The organism is Streptomyces sp. NPDC048211 (assembly GCF_043202315.1).
Lineage (GTDB): Bacteria > Actinomycetota > Actinomycetes > Streptomycetales > Streptomycetaceae > Streptomyces.
Genome location: NZ_JBIDAD010000004.1, coordinates 356,932 through 382,615, shown reverse-complemented (window position 1 = coordinate 382,615; position 25,684 = coordinate 356,932). Strand labels below are relative to the sequence as shown.

The following is a 25,684-nucleotide window of genomic DNA, read 5'->3' as shown; positions in this document are numbered from 1 at the left end:
CCTGACCGGAGATGTCGGCCATGACCAGATGGTTCAGGATGGGGCCGCAGCATCCGGCGTGACGCCGGCCATGGGCCCGAGGCCCGGCCTTGTCCAGCCGGCGCCCCGCGACGGCCTGACTCGACGACCATGACGAGCGGGACCGCTCGACTGCGCGCTCCGGACGGCGCGGGCGCACACGAGGCAGCCGGTCGGAACGGTGCAGGCAGAACACGCCGGTCCCGTCCGATGGGGAAGACTGAGTCCATGAGAGAAGTCGTTTTCACACGCATGAGCGGCTGGATCCCGAACGTGATCCGCGAGGACGGCGAGCTGAAACTGATGCTCGGTGCCGGGGCCGACGCCAACCACGAGCCTCGCACGTTCACGTTCCCGGTACGGGAAGCCCACCTTGCGGTGATACGCGAGGATCTGGGCCGACACCTGCTGCTGTGGAGCGCGGTCCTTCCGCTGTGCGATGCCGCCGGAACCCGGGGCCGGCTCGACGAGAACGCAGCCGTAGAGCTCCTGGACCCGGTCCTTCTCTCCGCGCCCGCGGACGTCGACGCGCTCTTCCGGCGGATCCCGTGGGACAGGAGTCGGCTCATCGCCCATGGGGCCGACATCGATCTGCTCGAACGCGGTCAGGTCTGCGCGGCCATGCGCGCGGCGACGGAGACGTCCGACGGGAAGCGCGCTCAGGAGCACCACGCGAACCGCCGTCGCGCCGAGCGCGGCACCGTACTCGGTCCACTCGACACCGCGATCCTGAAGTACACGGGCCAGTACCTGCACGGCGCCACGGTTCCGAAGCGGATACCCGGCGCCGTCGACCCGGCGCTGCTGCCCGAGGTCATGCACCTGATCGCTGTCGCGGAGCAGGCGTGCGCCGGGATGCGGATCGGCCGCGATCCGCGACGGGGAAAGCGCGCCACGGACAAGCGCGAGTGGGATCGGATGGCTACGACGGTCGACACGGCCGTACGTCGCGCCCACCCCGAGCTCGCCGACGACGCGGTACGTACCGTGAGCTTCCTGATGTGCTCGGAGGCCGCGGACCGCTCCAGGAACGCACCCATGGAGGACGACGAGGAGGCGGCCGGCGGCCGCGCGGAATCCGGCGGGAGCGCGAGGAAGACGAGCCTGTCGTTCACCGACGACAAGGGCGTCGAGAAGAAGTGGGTCAAGGACAGTCCCCGCACTGCCACCGCCGAGTTCTGGGAGTTCGTCGGCGATCGCTCTGCCGGGGACAACGAGGTGTTCACCATCGAGGACGAGGAGATGGGCGAAGGGATCCAGCTCCACTTCTACGCCGACTCGATCGCCCGGATCACGACCGTGTCCGTGGGTGAGGGCGGGTCGGATCCGGAGTACCGGGTCGAGTACAGCCTGGTCGACGGGATCGGCGGGTACCGGAACCTGGTGAGCGCCTTCGTCCGCGGCGGCTGCGTAGCCCTCGGGGAGCACGGCTCCTGGATGTCGGATGCCGCCGAACTCGAACGCGCCCGTCGACGGCGCGCCGGCAAGTAGTCCGGCCGGGATCGCGCACGTACCGCCGCTATCGGTACCTCGCAGTCCCCACTGTGGCCGAGCTGCATCGCCGCAGTGGGCAACGACCCGTCCGGCGGCAGCACCACCGACCCCCACGCCCGACTGCCGCTCAGGCTGCCCTCGGTTCCAACGAGGGCGACTCATCGAGCGTCCCGAGCACCTCACGGCCCGATCGTCGGACCGGGAGAGCCCGGCGGCGTCGGCTGCTCCTCGATGCCGGCGCGCAGGGCCTGGATGAACCAGGTGAAGACCGGCGCCAGGCTCGGCGGAACGGGCCATCCGTTGATGACGGACAGGAGGCACCAATAGCGTTCTGTGCGAGGGTCGTTGGCGACCTCCAGGCGCGCCAGCAGCCACCGGCGCAGTTCGGTGTCGTCGGCGCGGCCGAAGACCTGGGCGTAGCGGGCGGCGAGGGCGTCGACAACGGGAGTCGCACCCGCGGAAAGGGGGTCGATCTCGGCGGCGAGAGCACAGCCGACCTGGTCGCGGACCGTTTCGGTGAGGTCGTGATGCAGACCCGTGGTGTCACCCTGGGCACGTTCCGCTGCCTGGTGCTCGGCCATCCGGCGCACGGCGGCGCGGAATTCCGGGTCCTGGGTGAGTTCGGCGAGCTCCACCCAGGCGTCGACCTGGTCGGGTTCGGGGTCCTCCGGCAGCTCAGGCATGGCCGAGCGCATCATCTCGACGAAGTCGGGATTGGCGTCGAGGCCTCCGAAGGCGTCGTCGATGAAGTCGTTGACGAGGCGCCGGCGTTCATCGTCGGACAGTCTGGCGAGCTTGTGCATGAGATCCAATTCCTCCGGAGTGGAGCCCCGCTTGGCCACCGCGCGCAGCACCGCGCGCCGCAGGCGCAGGGTGCCGATCTGCACGTCCAAGGCGTCGGCATGCGCGGCAGCGACCTCGGGCACCGAGATCTCCCGGTCCAGCACCTGCCGGATGACGGCAAGATCGAGTCCCAGTTCACGCAAGGTCCGCACCAGGTCCAGCCGTGCGAGCGCGTCGAGGTCGTAGAGCCGGTAGCCGGCTGGGCTGCGGTCGGTCGACGGCACGATTCCGCTGTCGGAGTAGAACCGAATGGCCTTCACCGTCAGCCCGGTCCGCCGGGCCAACGCCCCGATCGTGTATAGCGTGTCGCCGTCCATGCCCCCACCCTCGCGTCTCCCCTTACAGGAGACTCAAGTCCGTCCTCCAGAAGCTTCCGCCGGACGGGGCGCACGCTTTCTGCACCGGCTGTCACTCCCTGCGCCAGACTCCACCACATGCGGAGAAGGAAACGCGGGCCCTCAACTGCCTGCGGCGGACTCCGGTTAGCACCTGCACACCGCTGACAAGTCGAAGCCCCGGACCAGAGTCCGGAACTTCTCTTTCAGCATCGCCGATACCCGCAGGCGGGAGTTGCGGTGCGCCGACGGATGCGGTCACGAGTGGCGCAACTTGCCACCTCAGCCGCAGGGGCCGATCTAGGGCTCCCTCTCTCGCCGGTTCTTGATCCGACCTGGGCCGTCGTGTGGTTGACGGCCTCTGACCTGTAGCTCAACCGTCGTGACCTGTCACCGTTGGTCGCCGTCCAGGGGCCCGGCACGGCCCGGCGGCCGGCTACTTCCGCTTCTTCTTCGCCTTGCGTTTCTGAACCTCGTAGGAAGACCACTCGCCGCGGTGACGGTCGCACCTGGATGCTCCGATCATGGCGAGGCGCTGACACCGGCTCCCCTTCTGTGTAAGCGCTCCACACTTGGACTGCGTTCGAGCCACTACTCCCCCTGGTGCCGTCGGACCGACAGACCAGCCGAGTGTGTCGAACGCTCCCGACTCTGCGGAAGGCGCACGTAGGCGCATGCCGCTTGCACTTGGAAGCACTGGGGCGCACTGGGGCTGAGGCCACCGCTTCAGGAGCGCGGCTGGGTTGTCTTCCTTCTGAGCTGCGGCTTCACCGATCCAGGAAACGGGCGAGTACTCGCCCATGAGGCACCGGTGTTACCCGTGGCTGACCCCTGCGTCCTGCACGGTTGTGGCACGCGACCTCTTCACGGAGAGATGCACCACGGTGCGGCTGCGATCGTCCGTGGAGCCTTGCCGTGCGTGCTGCGTCAGGAGCTCAGATGCTGGGCTGTCCTTCTGACGCGGTGGTGCTCACTGACGCAGGGCCTGTTGGGGACCGCTCCAGTCGTCGCTGACGGGCACGGGCCACGCGAGCCGGGGACTGAAACAGGTCGTTCAGCACCTCATCCATGAGTGTCAAGATCTCTTCGGACGCCTCGTGATCAACGGGGGCGAGATCGCCATGGGCTACCTCATTGCCCCCGAAGCGCACCTCGTGTGCTGCTTCCTTGATGTGCCCCCGAAGCAGACCTAGTTGGTGGAGCTCATCGATCTTCGCGATCAGGCTCCCTCTGGTGACACCCTTTTCCTTCGCGGACGCTTCGACCACCGCACGAGCAAGTACAACGGCAGCTCGGTCGGCCTTGATACTCAGACAGTCGTGCGCCTCAACCGCGAGCGACTCGATCGCTGCGGGGACGTCTGGGAATGTCCTGTTGGACTCCGCCGGGGGAAGCCACCGTGCCTGCTGGGCCTGCGGATGGTCCCAGAGATCAGAAGGTGCGTCGTCCCAATCATTCGTACGGCTGAAGTCGGTCCACCCATAGGCGAGGACAAGCCGGCGGCAGTTGGCACATCGATAGGCTTCGAATCCCACGTTGAGACGGCTGTCCTGATCGGGGACCACTTCGGCCCCGCCGACCGGTCTCATGTGAGCCAGCCGTCCGCACCATCCACATGTCGTGCTCGCCATAGTCGGAGACTAGTGTGCAACGCCTCGATGGGCATGAGAATTGCGACGTGCGCTCGCGGACCAGAGCAATCCGCAGGGCAGGCCCGTGCCGACAGCTTCGGATCCCTCAACTTGGGAAGCTGCGATCATTTACGGTTGACCTCATGGCCGAGGGCCTTGCGCCGCTCACCGAACACGACAGCACGCTGCGGGACGACCTCAGCCACCTTCAAGACGCCGGGCGCAGCCGAGGCGCAGCGGTGATCGACGGTCTCGCCGGCGAGGAAGCGGCGAAAATGCCTGTTCTCTGGAATGTCGTTCGTATCAGCTGGACTGAAATCGATGCGCTACGGGCGCAGTTGAGGACCTTGAATACAGCCCCTCGGCCCCGGGGGACTTATGCGCCCGACGCACCGGAAGCAGGCGGCGCCACGACGCGTGAGCTGATGCCGCGGATGGGACATTCCTCGGCGCGGGCAGCGCTGATCCATCAGCACCTGGTGAACGGACGTGCCCACGCCATCGCCGCTCACGTCGACGAGCGGAACAGGCAGGTCTGGCCGGGCGAATCCGGCGACGCATCTGGCACGTAAGTAGCACGACGCCCCTCCCCCGCCTCCCGCCCAAAGAACGACAAGGGCCCAGGCTCCCGGTTCAGTACCGGTGACCTGGGCCTTTGCCTATCTACCTACTGGTGGGCGCGGACGGTTTCGAACCGCCGACATCTGCTTTGTAAGAGCAGCGCTCTACCCCTGAGCTACGCACCCGTGGATGAAGCAACAGATTACATGCCTCACGGTGCCCGTCGACAATCGGTTACCCGGCCGGGCCGCGCCGGTCCGGGGCCGGTCCGGGGCGCCCCCGGCGCGTCCGCCCCGAAGTCGGTACGGGGGATATCCCCACCCCCAAGACGGTAGCCGTCCGGATCGTCCCCCGGGCGGCCGCTGCATACGGTGGGATCACATCGGCAGCACCAGCCAGGGGGACTCCATCGCCATGACCATCCGCACTCACACCCGCACCCGTGCCCGTGCCCGTACCCACGTCCTCGTGGCCACCGGTGGTGCCGTTCTGCTCGTCGGCCTGCTCAGTGGGTGCGGCAGCGCCGATGTGGAGGGTGCCCCCGCCGAGCACAAGTCGTTCGCGTACAAGGGGAAAGCGCTGACCATCGACGCGGAGGACTCCACCGTGGAGGTCGTGCCCGCCGATGTGGAGCGGATCGAGGTGACCCGCAAGGTGGACGGGTGGGTCATGTTCGGGAGTGGGCCGGATCCCGTGTGGAAGCTGGAGGGCGACACGCTGACGCTTCGGGTGAAGTGCGACGCGATGATCAGTGACTGCGGGGCGCAGCACCAGGTGAAGGTGCCTCGTGGGCTCGCGCTGACCGTGGATGCCGACAACGGGAAGGTCACCGCGTCCGGGTTCGGTACGCCGCTCAAGCTCTTCTCCGACAACGGCGGAGTCGTCGTGCGGGATATCAGTGGGCCGCTGGAGCTGAAGAGCGACAACGGCTCCGTGCGTGGGGAGCGGATCTCGGCGGCGTCCGTGGTGGCCCGTTCCGACAATGGTTCGGTGAGGCTCGACTTCACGCGTGTGCCGAATCTCGTGGACACCGTCAGTGACAACGGCGGTATCACCATCGACCTGCCGGCGGGGAAGAACCGGTACGCCGTGTCCGCGTCGGCCGACAACGGAAGCGTCTCGGTGAAGGTGCCTCGCAGTGATGACAGTCCGCACGCGGTGAAAGCGCACAGCGACAACGGCGAAGTCACCGTACGAAGCGCGAACTAACGGGCCCGTGTGTTCGTCCTTACCTGGTGGGAGAATGTACCGGGCAGGGCGAAACAGCACGGGAGAGGGATGTGACGGCGACACACGCGAAGCCGCAGGCGAGAGCGGGTGGGAGTTCCGCCGTCAGTGATGTCCCTGTCAGCCGGCACGGCGATGTTCCTGTCAGTCGGCACGGCGCCGTCCGCCTCGGTCGGCACGGCCTCGGTCGGGGCATTCGCGATGCTCTCCTGCTGATGCTGCTGCCCGTGCCGTTGTTCGTCTCGGCGTTGCCTGCCGCCGTCGCCGGGGGCGGTACGCGGCGTTGGTTCGGCGGGCGCGGGGAGGGGCAGCGGGCCGAGGCCCAGGCGGCGAAGGATGCCGCCGCGGAGGCCTTCTACGAGCTCGACACCGCTCAGCGCGATCTGCAGATCTCCATCGAGACCATCACGGCCGTGGACAGTTCGCCGGCCGCGCGGAAGGCCGTCGACGGCTTCGCCGCTCTCGGGCGGCGCATCGACGAGGCCAGTCACGCCTACATCACGGCCGTCGACGCGCACGATCTCGACCGGGATGATCTCGAACCCTCGGTCGCCTCCCGTGCCCGGGCCGAGCTGTCCTCCGCCAAGGATGAGCTCGTACGCGTCAAGGGCGAGCTCGACCGGTTCGCCGCCGGGCTCGGTCCGTTGCTGGGGACGGCCGAGACGCAGCTCGCCCGGCTCGCCCCCGCGGTGGAGCGGGCGCGTCAGGCGCTCCTCGCCGCGAGCAATGCTCTCGACGCGGTGCGGGAGTCCGGACTGCGGGCGGACGATCTCGCCGCGCGGCTGGCCGCTCTCGCCCCCGAGCTGACCAAGCTCAACCAGGGAGCCGGCCGGCACGGTGTACCCGAGACCCTTCAGCGCGCCGATCAGGTGCTGCGCGATGCCGAAGCCGTACGCGCCGAGGCGGCGCAGTTGCCCGAGCGGGCCGCCGAGATCGACAAGCGGCTGGTGACGCTGCGTACGCGGGCCCAGGCGCTGACCACACGGTCGGCCTCCGTCGAGCCCGTGCTCAGCGAGCTGCGGCGGCGGTTCTCGGCGGCCTGCTGGCAGGACCTCCAGCCCGTTCCCGAGCAGGCGGCCGTCAATGTGCGCCAGGCCGAGGAGAAGCTCAAGGAGGCCGCGAAGGCGCGTGACGAGCAGCGCTGGGCGGATGCCACGTCGCGGCTGAGTACGGTACGGGCCCTGCTCAACGCCACGGACGAGGCGGTCTCGGCGGCCGGTGACCGGTTGCAGCGGCTGGACGCCGTCGCCAAGGACCCGCAGCAGGAGATCCAGCGCACCCGGTTCGCAATCCGTGACGCCCAGCGCCTCGCCATGGCCGGGCGCCACACCCCCGAGCCGCGCCACGCCCAGCCGCTCGACGACGCGGTGGCCCGGCTGGACCAGGCCGTCACCGCCCTCGACGGCCGCCACCCCGACTACTGGCACTTCCTGACCGTGACGGAGGGCGTACGGCAGACCGCCGCGCGCGTCGTCTCCGAGATCCGTGAGGAGCGCGGCGCCGGCGCCTGACCCGGGCACCGGCCACCGGGCACCGCGCACCGCGCACCGCGCACCGAGGGCGCGTACGTACCGCCCTCGGGGCTGCCCGCGTGCGGCGGCCCCGGTCCGGCGGGATCCTGGTAGTACCTGGAAGGAGGCCCCATGGCCACCCATGTACTGCGTCCCGCCCGGCGGCCGGCTGCCCATCGCAAGGCCACTCGGCTCGATGAGCACCTTCCGGTGGACCACCGGCTCAGCCGCGTCTACCGCATCGGCGCCGGGCTGATGGGTCTGGTGCTTCTCGCCTTCGGCATCCTCGGGCTGACCGATCACGTCGGCTTCTTCGACACCGGCGGCGACACGGTCGCGGGTCTGAGCACCAACGGCGCGCTCAGCGTCCTGTCGATCTGTGTCGGGCTACTGCTGTTCATCGGGATGGTCATCGGCGGCAACTTCGCCTCGACGCTCAACATGGTGCTGGGCATCGCCTTCGTCCTCAGCGGTTTCGTCAATCTCGCCCTGCTGGACACCGGGCTCAACTTCCTCGCCTTCGAGATCCAGAACGTGCTGTTCAGTTTCGTGGTCGGGCTGCTGCTGATGATGTTCGGGATGTACGGGCGCGTCAGTGGCGGGCTCCCCCACGACAATCCCTACTGGCGGGCCCGCCACCCCGAGGAGGCCGCGCGTGAGCAGCGGCTCGCACGGCGGCGGTCGGTCGAGGAGATGCCCGTCGTCCGGCCCGGTGGTTCCGCGCTCGGTGGTTCCGCGCCCGGCGGGTCCGCCCCCCGGTGATTCCTCGCCCGGCGGTTCGTAGAACGCGTGGGCCGTCCGGCCGTCCGTTGCGCGTCCCGGCCGATAGCCTGGGGGCATGCCTCGTTACGAGTACCGCTGCCGCTCCTGCGGAGACACCTTCGAGCTCAGCCGTCCGATGGCCGAGTCCTCGGCACCCGCCTCCTGCCCCGCCGGGCACGAGGACACCGTGAAGCTCCTCTCGGCCGTCGCCGTGGGCGGTTCGGCCGGTTCCGCTCCCGCGCCCTCGGCCGGTGGCGGAGGCGGCGGTTGCTGCGGCGGGGGCTGCTGCGGCTGACCCCCACGAACCCGGACACGGGACCCGGACACGGGGCCCGCGCGGGGCACCGAGTCGGCGCGCGACGACCCCCCGCGAGCCGACCGCGTTACCAGCCTCCGCGAGCCGACCGCGTCCCCAACCTCACAGGGCAATACGTCTAGCGCTTGCGCGACAGCGTCAGTCCGTCCGCCACCGTGAGCAGCACGCTGTCCATCCGCGGGTCGGCGGACACGTGGTCGTTGAACTCCTGGATGGCCGCCGTCGCCCCGGTCGCCCCCGGGTCCGTCACGCCGCCGTGGAAGAGCACGTTGTCCGTGGTGATGAGGCCGCCCTGGCGCATCCGTGGCACCAGTTCCTCCCAGTACGCGCGGTAGTTCTCCTTGTCCGCGTCCAGGTAGGCGAAGTCGATGTGCGGCTCCGCGGGCATGGCCCGCAGTGTGTCGAGGGCCGGGGCGATCCGCAGGTCGATCCGGTCCGCGACGCCTGCCTTCGCCCAGGCCTCACGGCCGTAGGCGGTCCATTCCTCCGAGACGTCGCACGCGATCAGCCGCCCGCCGTCCGGCAGTGCCTGGGCCATCGCCAGGGCGGAGAAACCGGTGAAGGTCCCGACTTCCACGATGTGCCGGGCCCCGGTCAGCCGTACGAGGAAGGCGAGCAGCGGGCCCTGTTCCTCGGCCGACTGCATGCCCGCGTGGCCGGGCAGCTGGGCGTAGGTGGTTTCGACGAGTTCACGCTGCACCGCGTCCAGCGGCGGGTTGTGCTCCAGCATGTACGCGTACAGCTCGTCCGTGATCTTTGTCTGGTTGCCCTTGGTCAACGCGCCACTCCTGTTCGTGCCGAGTGCTCCGCCGACCGGCGGGAACGCGGTGACTTTAGCCGTCGGACCTCCGCGGACCGAGCGGATTCCCCTGGCGCGCCGCAAAGTTGACGCCCCGTCCATGACCGCCGGTCCCGGACCGCCCAGCGGCTGAGTACCGCCCCGCCCCGAAGGACCGCCCGTCCCGGAGGGCCACGCGCCTACGACCGCCCGTCCCGGAGGGCCTCCCGCCTCAGGCCGCAGCCCGGCGCGCGCCCGTCGCCTCCAGGAAGCGGCGCAGGATTTCCTCGCCCGCGGCCACACCGCTCTTCGCGGTCGCCTCCACGTGCGGGGCGTTCCAGCCTGCGTCGGCCAGTTCGCCGTGGCCGGGGCGCCAGCCCCGGTCGGCTGCGAGCAGCAGGTCTGCGTCGAGGAGGGAGTCACCGGCGGCCAGGGTGAACGTGGCGCCGGTGCGGCGGGCGACCTCCCGCATGGCCGCGCTCTTGGTGAGCGGGCGCGGTACGACGTAGATCTTGCGGCCCTGCAGCGAGACGGTCCAGCCGCGCGGCTCCGCCCACGCGGCGAGCTCCTTCGTCCAGTCGGCGGGCAGGAGGGGCCGGTCGACGACGAGGTAGGCGAAGAGGTCCTCGGCGACCCGCTCCTTGAGCAGCCAGGCGGGGTCGGCGGCGGAGACGAGATGGACGCGGATCTCGTCGAGCGAGGCGCACTCCTCGGCGAGCCGGCCGGTCACGGTCCGCTGCCAGTCACGGTCGGACACGCCGTCCACCAGGATGTGTCCGCCGTTGGCGCAGATCGCGAACTCCGCGGGCGGGCCCGGGAGATGGATGCGGTGGTACTGCTCGCGGGTGCGGGTGGTGGTCGGTACGAAGACCGTGGACGGGGAGCCGCTCAGTTCGGCGAGCAGACCGGCGGCCGTCTCCGTGACGTACGAGAGGGGCTTCTTGCCGTACACCTCGACGCAGAGCAGCCGGGGTGCCTCGGCGTCCGGCATCGGGAGCTGGAGGGCCGCCGCCGAGTAGATGAGGGTGCGGTCGAGGTCGCTGGCGACCAGCGTCACGGCGGACGGCGACAGCGGGGCTCCCTGGGAGGTCACTTGGACTCCACCGCCTTGCCGTCCGCACCGGTCGCTCCGCGCGTGTACTTGGGGTGGATCAACCCGACGCAGGTGTACGGGAGTGCGTCGACCTCCTCGACCGGGACGCCTCGCTGCTGCGCCAGCAGCCTGATGTGCTCCAGGTCCGCGCCGGCGCCGCGCTTGGCGAGGATCTTCCACGGGACGCGGCGCAGCAGGACGCGGGTCGTCTCGCCGACACCGGGCTTGACGAGGTTCACGTCGTGGATGCCGTACTCCTCGCTGATGCGCTCCACGGCGGCCCAGCCCTCCCAGGTGGGTGCGCGGTCCGCGGTGAGCAGTTCCTTGACCTCGGCGTCCACGGCGTCGACGACCTCGCCGAACCGGTCGGTGACGGTGTCGAGGAAGTGTCCGGAGACATCGGATCCGGCGAGTTCCCGGTAGAACTTCGCGCCGTGGAAGTCGTCGGGCCCGACCAGGTCGGAGCGCAGGACCGTACGGGAGATCAGTCCGGACACCGTGGAGTTGAGGCAGGCGGAGGGGATCAGGAAGTCCTCGCGGGTGCCGTACGTGCGGACGCAGCCGCCCGGGTCGGCCAGGACCGCGATCTCGGGGTTGAAGCCCTCGGTGCCGTCGGACGCCTCGAACTCGGCGATCGCCGCGGCCAGTTCACGGGTGATGGCGCCCTTGCCGGTCCAGCCGTCGACGAAGACCACGTCGGCCGGGTTGTGGTGGGCGGCCAGCCAGCGCAGGGCGTTGGCGTCGATGCCGCGGCCGCGCACGATCGAGACGGCGTAGTGCGGCAGGTCGATGCCGTTCCGCAGGCGGGCCCAGCGGCGCATCAGGACGCCGACGGGGGTGCCGGCGCGGGCCAGCGAGACCAGCACGGGGCGGGGGCCGCGCTCGGCGAGGACCGTCTCGGTGACCGTGCCGACGGCGCGGGCGATGCGGGCGGCGGACAGGTCCAGGGCCGCCTTGAAGAGGTCCTGGTACTGCTCGGACGGCTGGTACTCGACGGGCAGCGACTCGGCGTAGTGCGCGCCACCGCTCTGTATCGCCTCCTCGCGCTCCTCGGTGGGCGCCTCCAGCTCGGTGTCCGAGAGGTCCTGGAGCAGCCAGCCGACCTCGTCGGGTGCGTAGGAGGAGAAGGCGGGGCCACGGAGGGGCTCGGGCAGCATGGCGGACTCTTCCTGCCGTTGGGGGGCGTACGTCGGGGCCGGCGCGGCGGCACGGGCCGCCGCCGGTACGTACGAGGGGACGACCGCCAGCAGGACATGGGCGGTGTGCGGGGTGAGCTGGTGCAGCAGGCCGCGGGGGCCGTGCAGTGCGGGGGTGTCGGCGGTGGAGTCGACGACCAGGACCACGGCGTCGAAGCCGCCGCCCGCGACGTTGTACGCGTAGCGCTCGCCGGGTCCGTCGGCCGGGTCGTCGTGGGCGGGGAAGACCAGCCGGGTGCGTATCGCATAGCCCGGGTCGTCCACGGCGAGGACCGGTGAGCGGGTGGTGGTGGAGTAGCGGATCTCCGCGCCGGTGCGCTCCTCCAGGGCGGTGCCCAGGCGCAGGGGCGCGTACATCAGCTCCTCGAACCCGAGGACCAGGACCCGGCGCGGGTGTGCGCCCAGTGCCTGCGCGATGCGGTCGGCCATGGCGGGGAGGGCCGGTTCCAGGAGGGCGCGGTGTGCGGGGGTGAAGCCGTGCCGGCCGCCGTCGGGCACTCCGGCGGGCCACCGGAGGTCGATCCGGGTGACGGGGCGGGGGACGTCGCGCAGCGGCTGGTGGGTGTCCCCGGGCCGCGCCGCCGCCTGGGCCGCTTCCTGCTCGGCGACCAGTGCCTGCCCCTTCTGCAGGACGCCCTCCGGGAGGCTGACCGTGCCCGTGTTCCTCGCCACCAGGTCGACCCGGGCCCCGATCTCCTCGGCGAACTCGGCGAGCCGCCCCTGGTCGGCCGGGGAGCGCATGTCGACCAGGGCCACGATGACGTACCGCTTGCGGGGGTAGCGCTCGTGCAGGGCGCGGATGGTGTTGAGGACGGTGTTGCCGGTGGAGAACTCGTCGTCGACGAGGACGAGGGTCGCGCCCGCGTCACCGCCCCGTTCGCCCGCCAGCAGGTCCGGGTCCTCCGGCAGCAGCAGGTGCGAGGTGGCGTGGGAGTGCGATTCCTCGAAGCCGCCGGCCCGCGCCACGCCTTCGACGGGGCGCCTGGTCGAGTGGAGGTAGGGCGCCGGTCCGAGCCCGTCGGCGACGGCGTGCCCGAGTCCGGTGGCCGTCTCCGCGTAGCCGAGGACCACCGCGTGCCGTGCGCCGTCCTCGCCGAGGAGGTCGCGCACCCGGCGGCCGAGTTCGAAGCCGGCGCCGTACACGACCGAGGGGCGTTGCGGCACGTGCTTGCCGAGCACGTTGGACACGAGCAGATGTGCCCGCTTGGGGTTGCGCCGCAGGGCGAGGCCCAGCAGCTCACGGAGCTCCCCGTCGCCCGCCAGCTCGACGCCCAGCCGCTCCGCGACCCAGCTACCCGACCACACCACGTTCGCCGTTTCCTTCCGTTGGCCTGTCACGCGCGCCCGCTCACCGGGGCCCGTCCCTCAAGCATCACGTGCCCGAGCGTGCACCCGCACCGCCGGCTCCGCTCGCGCACCGCTCGTTCCGCTATTCCGCGACGCTCGCCGCCAGCAGTTCGACGAAGCCGACGTCCTCCTTCGCCACGCCGAAGACCTCCGCCCGCCGCAGCGTGCGTTCGGCCCAGGCGCGGTGGGGCTTCACCTCGTTCATCTTGTTCGTGTACGAGGAGCGCAGCACCCCGCCGCCGTCGCGCTCCGGCCGCAGGATGTCCTGCGCGTCGCTGAACTCCTCGTGACTGACCACGGACAGCGCGTGCACGGGTGCGACGTGCGACGGGTGGATACACGTCTTGCCGAGCAGGCCGTTGGCCCGGTCGAGCTCGATCTCCCGCAGCAGTCCGTCCAGGTCGTGCTCGATCAGGGTCGTACGGAGCTCCTCCGCCCGGCCCTCCAGGAAGGGGCTGCGGCGCAGCTGTGGCTTGAACATGCGCTCCTGGAGCCTGAAGTACTCCCAGACGGGGCCGGTGATGGTGAAGCCCGTGCCGTCCGCCCGGCCCAGCACGTTGACCACGTCGGCGATGACGTCGCTGACGATCCGGACGTCGTAGGCCGTCATGTCGGGCGCGCGGCGGAGTCCGTACGCCGAGCAGAAGTCGGTGACGCCGAGCCGCAGCGCAAGCACCCGGTCGCGGTACGTGTCGACGGTGCGGGCGATCCTCTGGAGGGACTCCTGGCGGGTCTCCAGGTGCAGCAGCTCGGGGGATTCGAGCACGGGCATGGCGAAGAGCCGCTGCCCGGCGGCGCGCTCGGCCTGGGTGAGCGCCTCCATGAAGGGGACGCCACGCTCTTGGGTGAACTTGGGAAGTACAAAACCGGACAACAGTCGGACCGATGCGCCGAGCCTCCGTGCGAGGTCCGCGATCTGACCCGGTTCGCGGACGCGGATGAACAGCAGGGGCAGCTCGTCGTCGCGCGCGGCGAGGTCGGCGAACTGCCTGACCAGGTTCTCCTCGGCGCCCTGCACTTCGGAGTCGTCGATCGAATCCTCCAGGCACAGCACCATGGAGACGACTCCGCGGCGGGCCTGCTTGATGACGTCGTCGGCGAGCCGGGGCCGGGTGGCGGGGCTGTAGAGGGTGGCGCCGAGGGCGGCCGCGAGGACGGGCGCCGGTGAACCGGCGTCGAAGGCGCACGGCTCCCGGAAGAACAGATCGCCCCTCGTCGAAGCTGCGATATGACCGAAATGACGCATGTGATTCCCCCCGTACTACCTGGCCGGCCGGACAACGTGTGGCCGGTAATAGTACGTTCGGACGGGTGTCGGCAGTTCCCTGCGCACATGAATTCCGGGTAACTCGTCCATTTAGCGATGGTTCCAAAGGGTGCGGAGGGACTCGTTCCGACATTCCCCTGCGACACGGCTTGCGACCCCCGCGTTGTCCGCACGGGCAGCCAGCAGGCAGGATGACCGGCATGACGCACGCGATGGTGAAAGGCTCGAACGTCCCCCTCGACGCCATGGCCGTACGGGCCGTGCTGCGCTGGACACCGGGCACCGGGGTTCCCGATGTGGACGCCTCGGCCCTGCTGCTCGGCTCCGGCGGCCGCGTGCGTTCCGACGAGGACTTCGTCTTCTACAACCAGCCCCGCCACCCCTCCGGCCTGGTACGACGGCTGCCGAAGCGCAGCCTGCCCGAGGGTCTGACGGACACCGTCGAGGCCGATCTGAACGCACTCGACCCCTCGGTCGACCAGGTCGTCATCGCCGCGTCCTCCGACGGGGCCGCCTTCGAGCATGTGCGCGACCTCCGCATCCTGCTCTACGACGCCGCGGCGTCGGGCGGTGAGCCGCTCGCCGTCTTCGACGTACGGCCGGAGACGGGCGAGGAAACCGCGATCATCTGCGGCGAGCTGTACCGGCGCGGCGATGGCTGGAAATTCCGGGCCGTGGGGCAGGGGTACCCGACCGGCCTGATCGGCCTCGCGACCGCCTTCGGCATCTCGGTGGACGAGTCGGAGGCCGCCGCCGAGCCCGGACCGACACCGCCCCCCGTTCCCGCGTTCCCGCCGGCACCGGCTCCCGGCCCCGACGCGCAGGCCACGATCCAGCACCAGCAGCCCGCGTACGGCTACCCGCAGCCCGCTGCGGCCCCTGTGGCACCGGCACCGGGCCCCGCCTACGGCTACCCTCAGCCGACGTCCGCACAGCCCGCCTACGGCTACCCGCAGCCCGCGGCGGCGGCGGCGCACGCGCCCGACCCGAATTTCGTCCTGCCGCCTCAGGGTCCGCAGTTCATACGGCCGTGACCCGACCGGCTCGCCGCCGGGGCCACTCCCTGCGACCGGGCCGCGTGCACGGGACCCTGCCCGACCCCCACCGGGCCGGGCAGACGGGGGCCCTGCCCCCACCGCGCCGGGCTCACGGGCCCTGTCCGCCCCCGAACGGGCAGCGGCCACGGGGCCGGGCCGCCTGACCGGCGACATCCGCTACGCCCGGGTCTTGTAGCCGCGCCCCCACTGCATGCCGTACCCGTACAGCCGGTCCAGTTCCGACTGGAAGCCGTACACGAACTTCACCTCGCGCCGCACGATCAGCTCGTCCTTGACGTTCTCCAGCGTGAACACGGCGCACGAGCGGGCCTGCGGGGCCCGTTCCTCCAGCTCGATCTCGATGCGCGGCCCGTTGCCCGGATAGAGCGTCACCTTCGCGTGCGTACGGTCGAAGGCCGGGGTCTGGTCGTAGATGTAGACGAAGAACAGCATCCGCTTGATCTGCGAGCGCTGGTCGAGGTTGACGTAGACGGTCTCCCCGGACGCCGAACCGAAACGGTCGTCGCCGCTGAGCTTGATGTACGGGGGCCCGTTCAGATCACCGAGCAGATTCCCGAGCGGCTGCACCACCCCCTTGGTGCCGTCCGCCAGCTCGTACATGCAGCCCAGGTCCAGGTCGACGTTGGCCACGCCCTGGGTGTGGGCCTGGACCACGTCCGGCTGGAACAGCTTCAGCGGCCGCAGCAGCCGGCCGCTCTCCCGGGACCGGCCCCCGATGTCGGACGTACGCATCTGCCAGGAGAGGTTGACCCGGAGGTTGCCGGTCAGCGCGCCCTGTTTGGTCAGTGAGACCGTGGCGTGCCGCCGCGAGAGCACGATGGAGTTGGTGGCGGCGCTGCCCGACTCGAACTGTGTCTCCCGCCCCGGCCACAGGCTGTTCCAGAACGCCATCCCCAACCCCCATACATGTCGGCCCCACAGGTCGCACGCGGCACATGCGACGCACGCACCGCTGCGGGGCGGCTCCGGGCCGGATCCGGGTGTTCCCCGAAGCCGTCGCCGTACGAGCCGCCCCGCAGAGAGCGTTCCTCATTCCCTGCCGGGTCACACCCCGGCGGAGACTTCCGTACTGCCTCCCGCGCCATCGGCCTCGATCGCCTTGTTGCGCCGGACCGAGGACCAGAAGGACCAGCCGATCAGGATGACGCCGACGGAACCGGTGATGAGCTCGTGGATCTCGTACTGGATCGTGACGAGCAGGATGAGGGCCAGGGCGCCGATCGCGTAGTGGGCGCCGTGCTCCAGGTAGACGTAGTCGTCCAGGGTGCCCTGGCGGACCAGGTAGACCGTGAGCGAACGGACGTACATCGCGCCGATACCGAGGCCCAGGGCCATCAGCACGATCTCGTTGGTGATGGCGAAGGCGCCGATGACACCGTCGAACGAGAAGGACGCGTCGAGCACTTCCAGGTAGAGGAACATGAAGAACGCGGCCTTGCCGGAGAGAGCGACCGCGGAGATCTTCTTGCCCGACCGCTTGGCCTCTTCCTCCGCCTCGTGCTCGCGCTCCTCCTCCTCTTCGAGCTTGTTCTCGAAGAAGCCGGAGAGACCGCCGACGATGAGGTACGTGATCAGGCCGGCGACGCCGGCGAGCAGGACCGTCTCCGCCTTGTCGGTGTGTCCGCCGCCGTGCTGGTGCGCGTGCGTCGCGAAGGTCAGGGCCGAGATCAGCAGGACGATCAGCGCGATGCAGACCGACAGCATGTCGACCTTGCCGAGCTTGGCGAGCGGGCGCTCGATCCAGCGCAGCCACTGGATGTCACGGTCCTCGAAGATGAAGTCGAGGAAGATCATGAGCAGGAACATGCCACCGAAGGCGGCGATCGCCGGGTGGGCGTCGGTGACCAGTTCCTTGTAGCGGTCCGGGTCGTTGAAGGAAAGATCGATTGCCTCGATCGGTCCCAGCTTGGCGGTGACGGCCACGATCACGACGGGGAATACCAGCCGCATGCCGAAGACCGCGATGAGCACGCCGACCGTGAGGAAGATCTTCTGCCAGAAGGCACTCATCTTCTTCAGGATTCCGGCGTTGATCACCGCATTGTCGAAGGACAGCGAGATCTCCAGGACGGAAAGGATCGCCACCACTCCGAAGGCTTCCCACCCCCCGTAGAACCACGCTGCGACCAGGCCGATCGCGGTAATCGCGAACGACCAGCCGAAGGTTTTCAGAAGCACTGGCTACCCCATCATGTATGTAACGGGTCTCCCCCGAAGAGCACGGGGCTCCCCCGCGCCGTGCGCGGCTTTACGAAACGTTGACCCCGAAGTCTAGAGCGATGCCCCGCAGCCCCGACGCGTACCCCTGCCCCACTGCACGGAACTTCCACTCGCCGTTGTAGCGGTACAGCTCACCGAAGATCATCGCGGTCTCGGTGGAAGCGTCCTCGCTGAGGTCGTAACGCGCGAGTTCCTGGCCGTCGGCCTGGTTGACCACGCGGATGAACGCATTGCTGACCTGGCCGAACGTCTGTCCGCGATTGTCGGCCTCGTGAATGGAGACCGGGAAGACGATCTTGTCGCAGTGGGCCGGCACCTCGTTGAGATTCACGATGACCGACTCGTCGTCGCCTTCGCCCTCACCCGTGAGGTTGTCACCGGTGTGCTCGACGGAGCCGTCGGGGCTCGTGAGGTTGTTGTAGAACACGAACCATTCGTCGCCGAGCACCCGGCCCGACTGGCACAGCAGTGCGCTGGCGTCGAGGTCGAAGTCCGCCCCCGTCGTGGATCGTGCGTCCCAGCCGAGACCGATGAGCACCTGGGTGAGATTGGGTGCGGCCTTGGAGAGGGAGACATTGCCTCCCTTGGCGAGCGTGACGCCCATGGTGTGTCCTCCCCGAGTCGATGAACCGGTGATGAACCGGTGAAATCCGTCTGCCGAGCGCGTCCGGCGCCGCACAGGGTGCGGCGCCGGACGGGACGTGCTGGTGCCGACCGGGGTGCGCACCCGCGTGGGCGCGCACCCCGGACTGCTGTCTAGACGTTGACGCCGAAGTCCTGCGCGATCCCGCGCAGACCCGAGGCGTAGCCCTGACCGATGGCGCGGAACTTCCACTCCGCACCGTTGCGGTACAGCTCGCCGAAGACCATGGCGGTCTCCGTCGACGCGTCCTCGCTGAGGTCGTAGCGCGCGAGCTCGGTGTTGTCGGCCTGGTTGACCACGCGGATGTACGCGTTGCGCACCTGGCCGAAGCTCTGCTGGCGGGACTCGGCCTCGTAGATCGAGACCGGGAAGACGATCTTGTCGACGTCGGCCGGAACGCCGGCCAGGTTCACCTTGACGACCTCGTCGTCGCCCTCGCCCTCACCGGTGAGGTTGTCACCGGTGTGCTCGACGGAGCCGTCGGGGCTCTTGAGGTTGTTGAAGAAGACGAAGTTGCCGTCGTTGCCGACCTTGCCCTCGGCGTTCGTCAGCAGGGCGCTGGCGTCGAGGTCGAAGTCGCCGCCGGTGGTGGTACGAGCGTCCCAGCCCAGACCCACGATGACCGCGGTCAGGTTGGGCGCGGCCTTGGTCAGCGAGACGTTGCCGCCCTTGCTGAGGCTGACTCCCACGAGTCCTCCCATTGGTTTCTTTGGGGGCCGGCCGGTGCCGGCGCCTCCACGTCGTGTTGGCATCCGATCAACGAATGGATCCTAGTGACCGGTTCCCGGCCAAAACAGGCTTTTGGCCCGGGTCGCAGCGAGATCCACCGGATCACGGATCAGAGCGCGCCGAGCGCCTTGACGTACTCGTTCAGGTCGCGGGCGTCGGGCAGGCCGTTGACGACCGTCCAGCGCACCACGCCCTCCTTGTCGATGATGAAGGTCCCGCGCACCGCGCAGCCCTTGTCCTCGTCGAAGACGCCGTACGCGCGCGAGGTCTCGCCGTGCGGCCAGAAGTCCGAGACCAGCGGGTACTCGAGACCCTCCTGCTCGGCGAAGACGCGCAGGGTGTGGATGGAGTCGTTGGAGACGGCGATCAGCTGCGTGTCGTCGTTCTCGAAGGCGGGCAGCTCGTCGCGCAGCGCGCAGAGCTCGCCCGTGCAGACGCCGGTGAAGGCGAACGGGTAGAACAGCAGCACCACGTTCTTCTCACCACGGAAGTCGGAGAGCTTCACGGTCCGGCCGTGGTTGTCCTTCAGCTCGAAATCCGGGGCCTTGGTGCCGACCTCGATCGCCATGAAAACGCGTCCCTTCGCTACGTCGCCGGGCTGGGCTGTCCGGGTGGCTCCCACCCTACGCAGAGGCGCGGGGCGGCCGTGCGGCGCCCGTGGAAGGTTCCTGCGGACGTGCGGGGGAATGTACGAAGGCCCCGGACGGCGTGATGCCGTCGGGGGCCTTCAGGGGCGAGTGCGGTTCAGCGCTTGGCCTTGGCCGCCTTCGGCGTGACCAGACGGCTGCCCGTCCAGTCCTTGCCCGCACTGATGCTCTTGGTCTGGGCGAGACCGGCTGTCTGGGCAGCCTCGTTGATATCGCTCGGCTCGACGTATCCGTCACGGCCGGTCTTCGGCGTCATCAGCCAGACCGTACCGCCGTCCTCGAGCAGACCAATGGCATCCACCAGCGCGTCCGTAAGGTCGCCGTCCTCGTCGCGGAACCAGAGCAGGACGACGTCTGCGACGTCGTCGTACTCCTCATCGACGAGATCCTGGCCGGTAGTGGCCTCAATGCCCTCACGGAGCTCCAGCTCGACGTCGTCGTCGTAGCCGATCTCCTGGACCACCTGTCCGGGCTCGAACCCCAGGCGTGCTGCCGGGTTGGTCCGCTCCTCCGCGTGGTCCGCGGTCGCGCTCACGGGTTGCCTCCTGATCATGTTTCGGAAAATGCTTCAGCCACGCGCGTGCGCGGGGCGTTGGCCGTAGTCCACACGGGAGCGGCGGATCGCGCAAGTACCCAGCGTACGAGACCGCCTAAACGGTGACGTTCCCTGCCACGTCACCGCACTGTCGGCGAGTCCCCTGCGGGAGCCGGCGCTGCCGTCCACACCCTTTACGTCCTTGAACAGCTTATGCGGTTTCGGTCCGGCAAACGGAGTCGAGCAGCATTTGGGAACGCTTGGACGCCTTGGGCGTATGGTTGCGGTTTGGCCCGACCCATCCTGCCCGACTCATCCTGCCCGATGCTTCCTTCCCGATGCCTCCCGGTTGATGTCTCCCGCCCGATGGCCCTGCCCGGCGGTTCCCGCCCGGCCGGAGACCCGTTCCGGCACGGTTCGTGCGCCCGTCCGGGACACGGAGTCGCGAAAGTCGGCGGTTACCTCTGGGTAGAGATGACGTTTGCGCCCTCGCGGTACACGATGGGTTGGCGTACGCAGCAGACACACCGGGGGGACCGCTCCCCGTGCACAGGCCCCGTAGAGCACCACCGAACAGCGAAGGAACAGCGTGGCTTCCGGATCCGATCGCAACCCGATCATCATTGGCGGCCTTCCGAGTCAGGTCCCGGATTTTGATCCCGAAGAGACCCAGGAATGGCTCGACTCCCTCGACGCCGCCGTCGACGAGCGAGGCCGTGAGCGGGCCCGCTATCTCATGCTCCGGCTCATCGAGCGCGCGCGGGAGAAGCGTGTCGCCGTGCCGGAGATGCGCAGTACGGACTACGTGAACACGATCGCCACGAAGGACGAGCCGTTCTTCCCCGGCGACGAGGAGATCGAGCGCAAGGTCCTCAACGCGACCCGCTGGAACGCGGCCGTGATGGTGTCGCGCGCCCAGCGTCCGGGGATCGGCGTGGGCGGCCACATCGCCACGTTCGCCTCCTCGGCCTCGCTGTACGACGTGGGTTTCAACCACTTCTTCCGCGGCAAGGACGACGGGCGCGGCGGCGACCAGATCTTCTTCCAGGGGCACGCCTCCCCCGGGATCTACGCCCGCGCCTTCCTGCTGGACCGGTTGAGCGAGGCCCAGCTCGACGCCTTCCGCCAGGAGAAGTCGAAGGCGCCGAACGGCCTGTCCAGCTACCCGCACCCGCGGTTGATGCCGGACTTCTGGGAGTTCCCGACCGTGTCGATGGGCCTCGGCCCGCTCGGCGCGATCTACCAGGCGCGGATGAACCGCTACATGGAGGCGCGCGGCATCGCCGACACCTCCGATTCGCACGTCTGGGCGTATCTCGGCGACGGCGAGATGGACGAGCCGGAGTCGCTCGGCCAGCTGTCCATCGCCGCCCGTGAGGGCCTGGACAACCTGACCTTCGTCGTCAACTGCAACCTGCAGCGCCTCGACGGCCCGGTGCGCGGCAACGGCAAGGTCATCCAGGAGCTGGAGTCGCAGTTCCGCGGCGCCGGATGGAACGTCATCAAGCTGGTCTGGGACCGTTCCTGGGACCCGCTGCTGGCGCAGGACCGCACGGGCATCCTCGTCAACAAGCTGAACACGACGCCGGACGGCCAGTTCCAGACGTACGCCACCGAGACGGGCGCGTACATCCGTGATCACTTCTTCGGTGACGACCCGCGGCTGCGCGACATGGTCAAGGACATGACCGATCAGCAGATCCTGCACCTCGGGCGCGGCGGTCACGACCACAAGAAGGTCTACGCGGCGTACGCGGCGGCCAAGGCCCACAAGGGCCAGCCGACGGTGATCCTGGCGCAGACGGTCAAGGGCTGGACGCTGGGGCCGAACTTCGAGGGCCGCAACGCGACCCACCAGATGAAGAAGCTCACGGCCGAGGACCTGAAGCGCTTCCGGGACCGGCTGCACATCCCGATCGCGGACTCCCAGCTGGAGGACGGCAACCCGCCGTACTACCACCCGGGCCGCGACTCGGAGGAGATCCAGTACATGCACGACCGCCGCAAGGGCCTGGGCGGTTACGTCCCGACCCGCGTGGTGCGGGCGAAGCCGCTGGTCCTGCCCGAGGACAAGACGTACGCGACCGCGAAGAAGGGGTCGGGTCAGCAGTCGATCGCCACCACCATGGCGTTCGTCCGCATCCTGAAGGACCTCATGCGGGACAAGGAGATCGGCAAGCGTTTCGTGCTGATCGCGCCCGATGAGTACCGCACCTTCGGCATGGACGCGTTCTTCCCGAGCGCGAAGATCTACAACCCTCTCGGGCAGCAGTACGAGTCGGTGGACCGCGATCTGCTGCTCGCGTACAAGGAGTCGCCGACCGGGCAGATGCTGCACGACGGCATCTCCGAGGCGGGCTGCACGGCCTCGCTGATCGCCGCGGGTTCGGCGTACGCCACGCACGGCGAGCCGCTGATCCCGGTGTACGTCTTCTACTCGATGTTCGGCTTCCAGCGCACGGGTGACCAGTTCTGGCAGATGGCCGACCAGCTGGCACGCGGCTTCGTGCTGGGTGCGACCGCCGGCCGGACGACGCTGACGGGCGAGGGCCTCCAGCACGCGGACGGCCACTCGCAGCTGCTCGCCTCGACCAACCCGGCCTGTGTGGCGTACGACCCGGCGTACGGGTTCGAGATCGCGCACATCGTCAAGGACGGTCTGCGCAGGATGTACGGCGAGAACAGTGAGGACGTCTTCTACTACCTCACCGTGTACAACGAGCCGATCCAGCACCCGGCCGAACCCGCCGACGTGGACGTCGAGGGCATCCTGGCGGGCGTCCACCGCTACAGCAGCGGCGAGAAGGGCGAGATCCCGGCCCAGATCATGGCGTCCGGTGTGGCGGTCCCCTGGGCGGTCGAGGCGCAGCGCATCCTCGCCGACGAGTGGAACGTGAAGGCGGACGTCTGGTCGGCCACCTCCTGGAACGAGCTGCGGCGCGAGGCCGTGGAGGTCGAGCGGCACAACCTGCTGCACCCGGAGGAGGAGCAGCGCGTGCCGTACGTGACGCGCAAGCTGTCCGGGGCGCAGGGGCCGTTCGTGGCGGTGTCGGACTGGATGCGGTCCGTGCCCGACCAGATCGCGCGCTGGGTGCCCGGTGCGTACCAGTCGCTGGGCGCGGACGGGTTCGGCTTCGCGGACACCCGCGGGGCGGCCCGGCGGTTCTTCCACATCGACGCGCAGTCGATCGTCCTCGCGGTGCTCACCGAGCTCGCGAAGGAGGGGAAGGTCGACCGTTCGGCGCTGAAGATCGCGGTCGACCGCTACGAGCTGCTGGACGTGGCCTCGGCAGACCCCGGTGCCGCGGGCGGCGACGCGTAGCCGGGACGGACGAACGGCCGCGGGGCGGCGGGAGCCGGACGGCTCCCGCCGCCCCGCGGCGTTTTCCGTGTGCGGTCAGTTCTCCCAGATCTTGAAGGCCCGTACCTGGTACGAGGCGTGCGGGACCCAGGTGCCGTCTCCCGGGTAGGTGTCGAACTCGCCGGTCTCGTCGCACTCCGCCGACTGGTAGGTGGTGACGGGTCGGCCGGTGCGGTTGGCCAGCGCCTGGGCGGTGGCGCCCGCCTTCAGCGGGACGCAGCTCTCGATGTCGACGGTGGAGAGTTCGTGGACCTGCCGGGCGCCGGTGAAGTCGGGTTTCGCCCAGAGACAGAGCTGCCCGCTCCCGCAGTCCCCGAGCCGGCCGGGTGCGGCGTGCGCCGGAGCCTGCGGGATGAGGGCGGTGGCGGCCAGGGCGGCCGCGACAACGGTCGTACGCATAGGAATCAACCCCCGTGTTGATGTGGATCTTCGGAACCCACCCTGAGCTGCGCGGCAGCGGCGGGGGAAGGGGCCCGGGGGCGGGACCACCCTGATAGGCGACAGCCCCGCCGGAACGTTCCGGCGGGGCTGTCGTGCGCACGGTGTTGACGCTCCGGGGCGACGGGCCCCGGGCCGGGTCGGGTCGGGTCGGGTCAGATGTGACCGGCTCCCACGCCCGCCTCGGCGTTCTCGCCGCGCTTGGTCAGGGTGGCGACGAGCGCGGCGATCACCGCGACGATGCCGGCGACCATGAAGGCCGTGCTCATGCCCGAGAGGAAGGTGTCGTGGGCGACGCCCACGATCTTGCCCGCGATGTCCGGCGGGGTCCCCTCGGCGACCGGCGGCATGCCGACCTTGATGGCGGAGGAGGCCTGGTCGAGCTGCTCGGACGACAGCGGCGGAAGCTTCGCCTCCGTCCAGTTGCCGGGGAGTACGGAGTCGACCCGGGCCGCCATGATCGCGCCCAGGACCGCCGTGCCGAGGCTGCCGCCGACCTGCATGGCGGCCTGCTGCAGACCGCCCGCGACACCGGAGAGCTCCATCGGGGCGTTGCCGACGATGACCTCGGTGGCGCCGACCATCACCGGGGCGAGGCCGAGGCCGAGCAGACCGAACCAGATCGACATGGTCAGGGTGCCGGTGCCGATGCTCAGCTGGGACATCCCGAAGCAGGCGATCGCCGTGCACACCATGCCGCCGACGAGCGGGACCCGCGGGCCGAACTTGGTGATCATGAAGCCCGCGAGCGGGGAGGCGACGATCATCATGCCGGTCAGCGGCAGCAGGTGCAGACCGCTGTCGACCGGGCTCAGACCGTGCACGTTCTGCAGGTAGAAGGTGACGAAGAACAGTCCGCCCATGAAGGCGAAGGCCATCAGCACCATCAGGACCACACCCGCGGAGAGCGGGACGGACCGGAACATCGCCAGCGGGATCAGGGGTTCCCGGACGCGCTGCTGGACGAGGGCGAAGCCGACGAACAGGGCCACGGCGGCCACCAGGAAGCCGACCGTCTTGGGGTCGCCCCAGCCCCACTCCGCACCCTTGATGAGCGCCCAGATCAGGCAGAACATTGCCGTGGACAGCAGCGCGATGCCGGCGATGTCGAAGGAGCGCGGCGCGTTCTCGGCGCGGTGGTCCTTGAGGATCAGCACGCCCAGGACGAGGGCGATCACGCCGACCGGCACGTTGATGAAGAAGACGGACTGCCAGCTCACGTGCTCGACGAGCACGCCGCCGAGGATCGGACCGCCCGCGGTCGAGGCGCCGATCACCATGCCCCAGATGCCGATCGCCATGTTCAGCTTCTCGGCCGGGAAGGTGGCGCGCAGCAGGCCGAGCGCGGCCGGCATCAGCAGAGCGCCGAAGAGGCCCTGCAGCACCCGGAACGTGATCACCAGGACCACGCTGCTGGAGAAGCCGATGGCGCCCGATGCCGCGGCGAAGCCGACGACGCCTATGAGGAAGGTCTGACGGTGGCCGAACCGGTCACCGAGCTTGCCCGCGGTGATCAGCGAGACGGCGAGGGCGAGCATGTAGCCGTTGGTGATCCACTGGACGTCGGCGAGCGAGGCGCCGAGGTCCTTCTGGATCGCGGGGTTGGCGATCGCGACGATCGTGCCGTCGAGCGCGACCATCATCACGCCGATGGCCACGGAGAAGAGCGTCAGC

Annotated in this window: 22 protein-coding genes and 1 tRNA gene; 8 read left to right on the top strand and 15 right to left on the bottom strand. The window is 69.5% G+C overall.

The genetic code is table 11. From position 1 onward, the window contains the following. Nucleotides 1-246 precede the first annotated feature (246 nt). The gene (locus ACGFZA_RS18010; RefSeq protein ID WP_393680123.1) at nucleotides 247-1,509 is read left to right on the top strand and encodes a DUF6357 family protein; all 1,263 of its coding nucleotides are present in this window, start codon (nucleotides 247-249) and stop codon (nucleotides 1,507-1,509) included. Between the two features lie 182 nt (nucleotides 1,510-1,691). On the opposite strand, the gene ACGFZA_RS18005 is transcribed toward ACGFZA_RS18010, so the two are convergent. After that, on the bottom strand, nucleotides 1,692-2,672 hold the full coding sequence (locus ACGFZA_RS18005; RefSeq protein ID WP_393680121.1) for a MerR family transcriptional regulator: 981 nt from the start codon (nucleotides 2,670-2,672) through the stop codon (nucleotides 1,692-1,694). 953 nt (nucleotides 2,673-3,625) lie between these two features. After that, on the bottom strand, nucleotides 3,626-4,321 hold the full coding sequence (locus ACGFZA_RS18000) for a DUF4145 domain-containing protein (protein WP_393680119.1): 696 nt from the start codon (nucleotides 4,319-4,321) through the stop codon (nucleotides 3,626-3,628). Between the two features lie 143 nt (nucleotides 4,322-4,464). Here ACGFZA_RS18000 and ACGFZA_RS17995 point away from each other — a divergent pair, with 143 nt between their 5' ends. Beyond that, the gene (locus ACGFZA_RS17995) at nucleotides 4,465-4,893 is read left to right on the top strand and encodes a hypothetical protein (protein WP_393680117.1); all 429 of its coding nucleotides are present in this window, start codon (nucleotides 4,465-4,467) and stop codon (nucleotides 4,891-4,893) included. Nucleotides 4,894-4,992: 99 nt separating this feature from the next. Here ACGFZA_RS17995 and ACGFZA_RS17990 read toward each other — a convergent pair. Continuing rightward, a tRNA-Val gene (locus tag ACGFZA_RS17990) sits at nucleotides 4,993-5,067 on the bottom strand. Between the two features lie 229 nt (nucleotides 5,068-5,296). Here ACGFZA_RS17990 and ACGFZA_RS17985 point away from each other — a divergent pair. The 4 genes from ACGFZA_RS17985 (at nucleotide 5,297) to ACGFZA_RS17970 (ending at nucleotide 8,677) form a co-directional block, all read left to right on the top strand. Then, nucleotides 5,297-6,091 (top strand): DUF4097 family beta strand repeat-containing protein, encoded by a 795-nt coding sequence (locus ACGFZA_RS17985; protein ID WP_393680115.1) that lies wholly within the window; start codon nucleotides 5,297-5,299, stop codon nucleotides 6,089-6,091. 71 nt (nucleotides 6,092-6,162) lie between these two features. Beyond that, nucleotides 6,163-7,620 carry a hypothetical protein gene (locus tag ACGFZA_RS17980; protein ID WP_385286408.1) on the top strand — a complete coding sequence of 486 codons (1,458 nt, stop codon included), beginning with the start codon at nucleotides 6,163-6,165 and terminating at the stop codon, nucleotides 7,618-7,620. A 132-nt stretch (nucleotides 7,621-7,752) separates the two neighbouring features. Then, nucleotides 7,753-8,382: a DUF4383 domain-containing protein gene (locus ACGFZA_RS17975; protein WP_393680113.1), complete on the top strand. Its 630-nt coding sequence runs from the start codon at nucleotides 7,753-7,755 to the stop codon at nucleotides 8,380-8,382. Nucleotides 8,383-8,458: 76 nt separating this feature from the next. Next, nucleotides 8,459-8,677, top strand: coding sequence for a zinc ribbon domain-containing protein (locus tag ACGFZA_RS17970; protein WP_326735985.1), 219 nt, complete (start codon nucleotides 8,459-8,461; stop codon nucleotides 8,675-8,677). Nucleotides 8,678-8,816: 139 nt separating this feature from the next. On the opposite strand, the gene ACGFZA_RS17965 is transcribed toward ACGFZA_RS17970, so the two are convergent. From ACGFZA_RS17965 to ACGFZA_RS17950, 4 genes are all read right to left on the bottom strand, one after another. Then, nucleotides 8,817-9,476, bottom strand: coding sequence for an O-methyltransferase (locus tag ACGFZA_RS17965; RefSeq protein ID WP_393680110.1), 660 nt, complete (start codon nucleotides 9,474-9,476; stop codon nucleotides 8,817-8,819). A gap of 232 nt (nucleotides 9,477-9,708) precedes the next feature. Beyond that, nucleotides 9,709-10,548 (bottom strand): HAD family hydrolase, encoded by an 840-nt coding sequence (locus ACGFZA_RS17960; RefSeq protein ID WP_393680509.1) that lies wholly within the window; start codon nucleotides 10,546-10,548, stop codon nucleotides 9,709-9,711. A gap of 17 nt (nucleotides 10,549-10,565) precedes the next feature. Next, nucleotides 10,566-13,073 carry a phosphoribosyltransferase gene (locus ACGFZA_RS17955; RefSeq protein ID WP_393680108.1) on the bottom strand — a complete coding sequence of 836 codons (2,508 nt, stop codon included), beginning with the start codon at nucleotides 13,071-13,073 and terminating at the stop codon, nucleotides 10,566-10,568. A gap of 121 nt (nucleotides 13,074-13,194) precedes the next feature. Continuing rightward, nucleotides 13,195-14,358, bottom strand: coding sequence for an HpcH/HpaI aldolase/citrate lyase family protein (locus ACGFZA_RS17950; protein ID WP_393680106.1), 1,164 nt, complete (start codon nucleotides 14,356-14,358; stop codon nucleotides 13,195-13,197). A 221-nt stretch (nucleotides 14,359-14,579) separates the two neighbouring features. On the opposite strand from ACGFZA_RS17950, the gene ACGFZA_RS17945 reads away from it, so the two are divergent. Then, the gene (locus ACGFZA_RS17945) at nucleotides 14,580-15,413 is read left to right on the top strand and encodes a TerD family protein (RefSeq protein WP_385286417.1); all 834 of its coding nucleotides are present in this window, start codon (nucleotides 14,580-14,582) and stop codon (nucleotides 15,411-15,413) included. Nucleotides 15,414-15,593: 180 nt separating this feature from the next. Here ACGFZA_RS17945 and ACGFZA_RS17940 read toward each other — a convergent pair whose 3' ends face one another. The 6 genes from ACGFZA_RS17940 to ACGFZA_RS17915 form a co-directional block, all read right to left on the bottom strand. Further along, the gene (locus tag ACGFZA_RS17940; RefSeq protein ID WP_393680104.1) at nucleotides 15,594-16,328 is read right to left on the bottom strand and encodes a Tellurium resistance; all 735 of its coding nucleotides are present in this window, start codon (nucleotides 16,326-16,328) and stop codon (nucleotides 15,594-15,596) included. Between the two features lie 153 nt (nucleotides 16,329-16,481). Further along, the gene (locus tag ACGFZA_RS17935) at nucleotides 16,482-17,615 is read right to left on the bottom strand and encodes a DUF475 domain-containing protein (protein WP_385286420.1); all 1,134 of its coding nucleotides are present in this window, start codon (nucleotides 17,613-17,615) and stop codon (nucleotides 16,482-16,484) included. Between the two features lie 70 nt (nucleotides 17,616-17,685). Beyond that, nucleotides 17,686-18,261 carry a TerD family protein gene (locus ACGFZA_RS17930; RefSeq protein ID WP_148017459.1) on the bottom strand — a complete coding sequence of 192 codons (576 nt, stop codon included), beginning with the start codon at nucleotides 18,259-18,261 and terminating at the stop codon, nucleotides 17,686-17,688. A 152-nt stretch (nucleotides 18,262-18,413) separates the two neighbouring features. Then, nucleotides 18,414-18,989: a TerD family protein gene (locus ACGFZA_RS17925; protein ID WP_266930369.1), complete on the bottom strand. Its 576-nt coding sequence runs from the start codon at nucleotides 18,987-18,989 to the stop codon at nucleotides 18,414-18,416. Between the two features lie 149 nt (nucleotides 18,990-19,138). Then, entirely contained in the window at nucleotides 19,139-19,597 is a 459-nt protein-coding gene (locus tag ACGFZA_RS17920; protein WP_330827393.1) for a peroxiredoxin, read from the bottom strand. Between the two features lie 176 nt (nucleotides 19,598-19,773). After that, nucleotides 19,774-20,211: a DUF3052 domain-containing protein gene (locus ACGFZA_RS17915; RefSeq protein WP_148017457.1), complete on the bottom strand. Its 438-nt coding sequence runs from the start codon at nucleotides 20,209-20,211 to the stop codon at nucleotides 19,774-19,776. A 589-nt stretch (nucleotides 20,212-20,800) separates the two neighbouring features. Here ACGFZA_RS17915 and aceE point away from each other — a divergent pair. Beyond that, nucleotides 20,801-23,533: a pyruvate dehydrogenase (acetyl-transferring), homodimeric type gene (gene aceE / locus ACGFZA_RS17910; protein ID WP_385286423.1), complete on the top strand. Its 2,733-nt coding sequence runs from the start codon at nucleotides 20,801-20,803 to the stop codon at nucleotides 23,531-23,533. Between the two features lie 75 nt (nucleotides 23,534-23,608). Here the strand turns inward: aceE and ACGFZA_RS17905 are convergent, their stop codons facing one another. Together ACGFZA_RS17905 and ACGFZA_RS17900 are read right to left on the bottom strand one after the other, a co-directional pair. Next, a complete protein-coding gene (locus ACGFZA_RS17905; protein WP_385286425.1) occupies nucleotides 23,609-23,971 on the bottom strand; it encodes a peptidase inhibitor family I36 protein in 363 nt (120 codons plus the stop codon). Between the two features lie 194 nt (nucleotides 23,972-24,165). Next, complete coding sequence (locus ACGFZA_RS17900; RefSeq protein WP_385286456.1) at nucleotides 24,166-25,653, bottom strand: MFS transporter; 1,488 nt, start codon at nucleotides 25,651-25,653, stop codon at nucleotides 24,166-24,168. Between the last annotated feature and the right edge of the window lie 31 nt (nucleotides 25,654-25,684).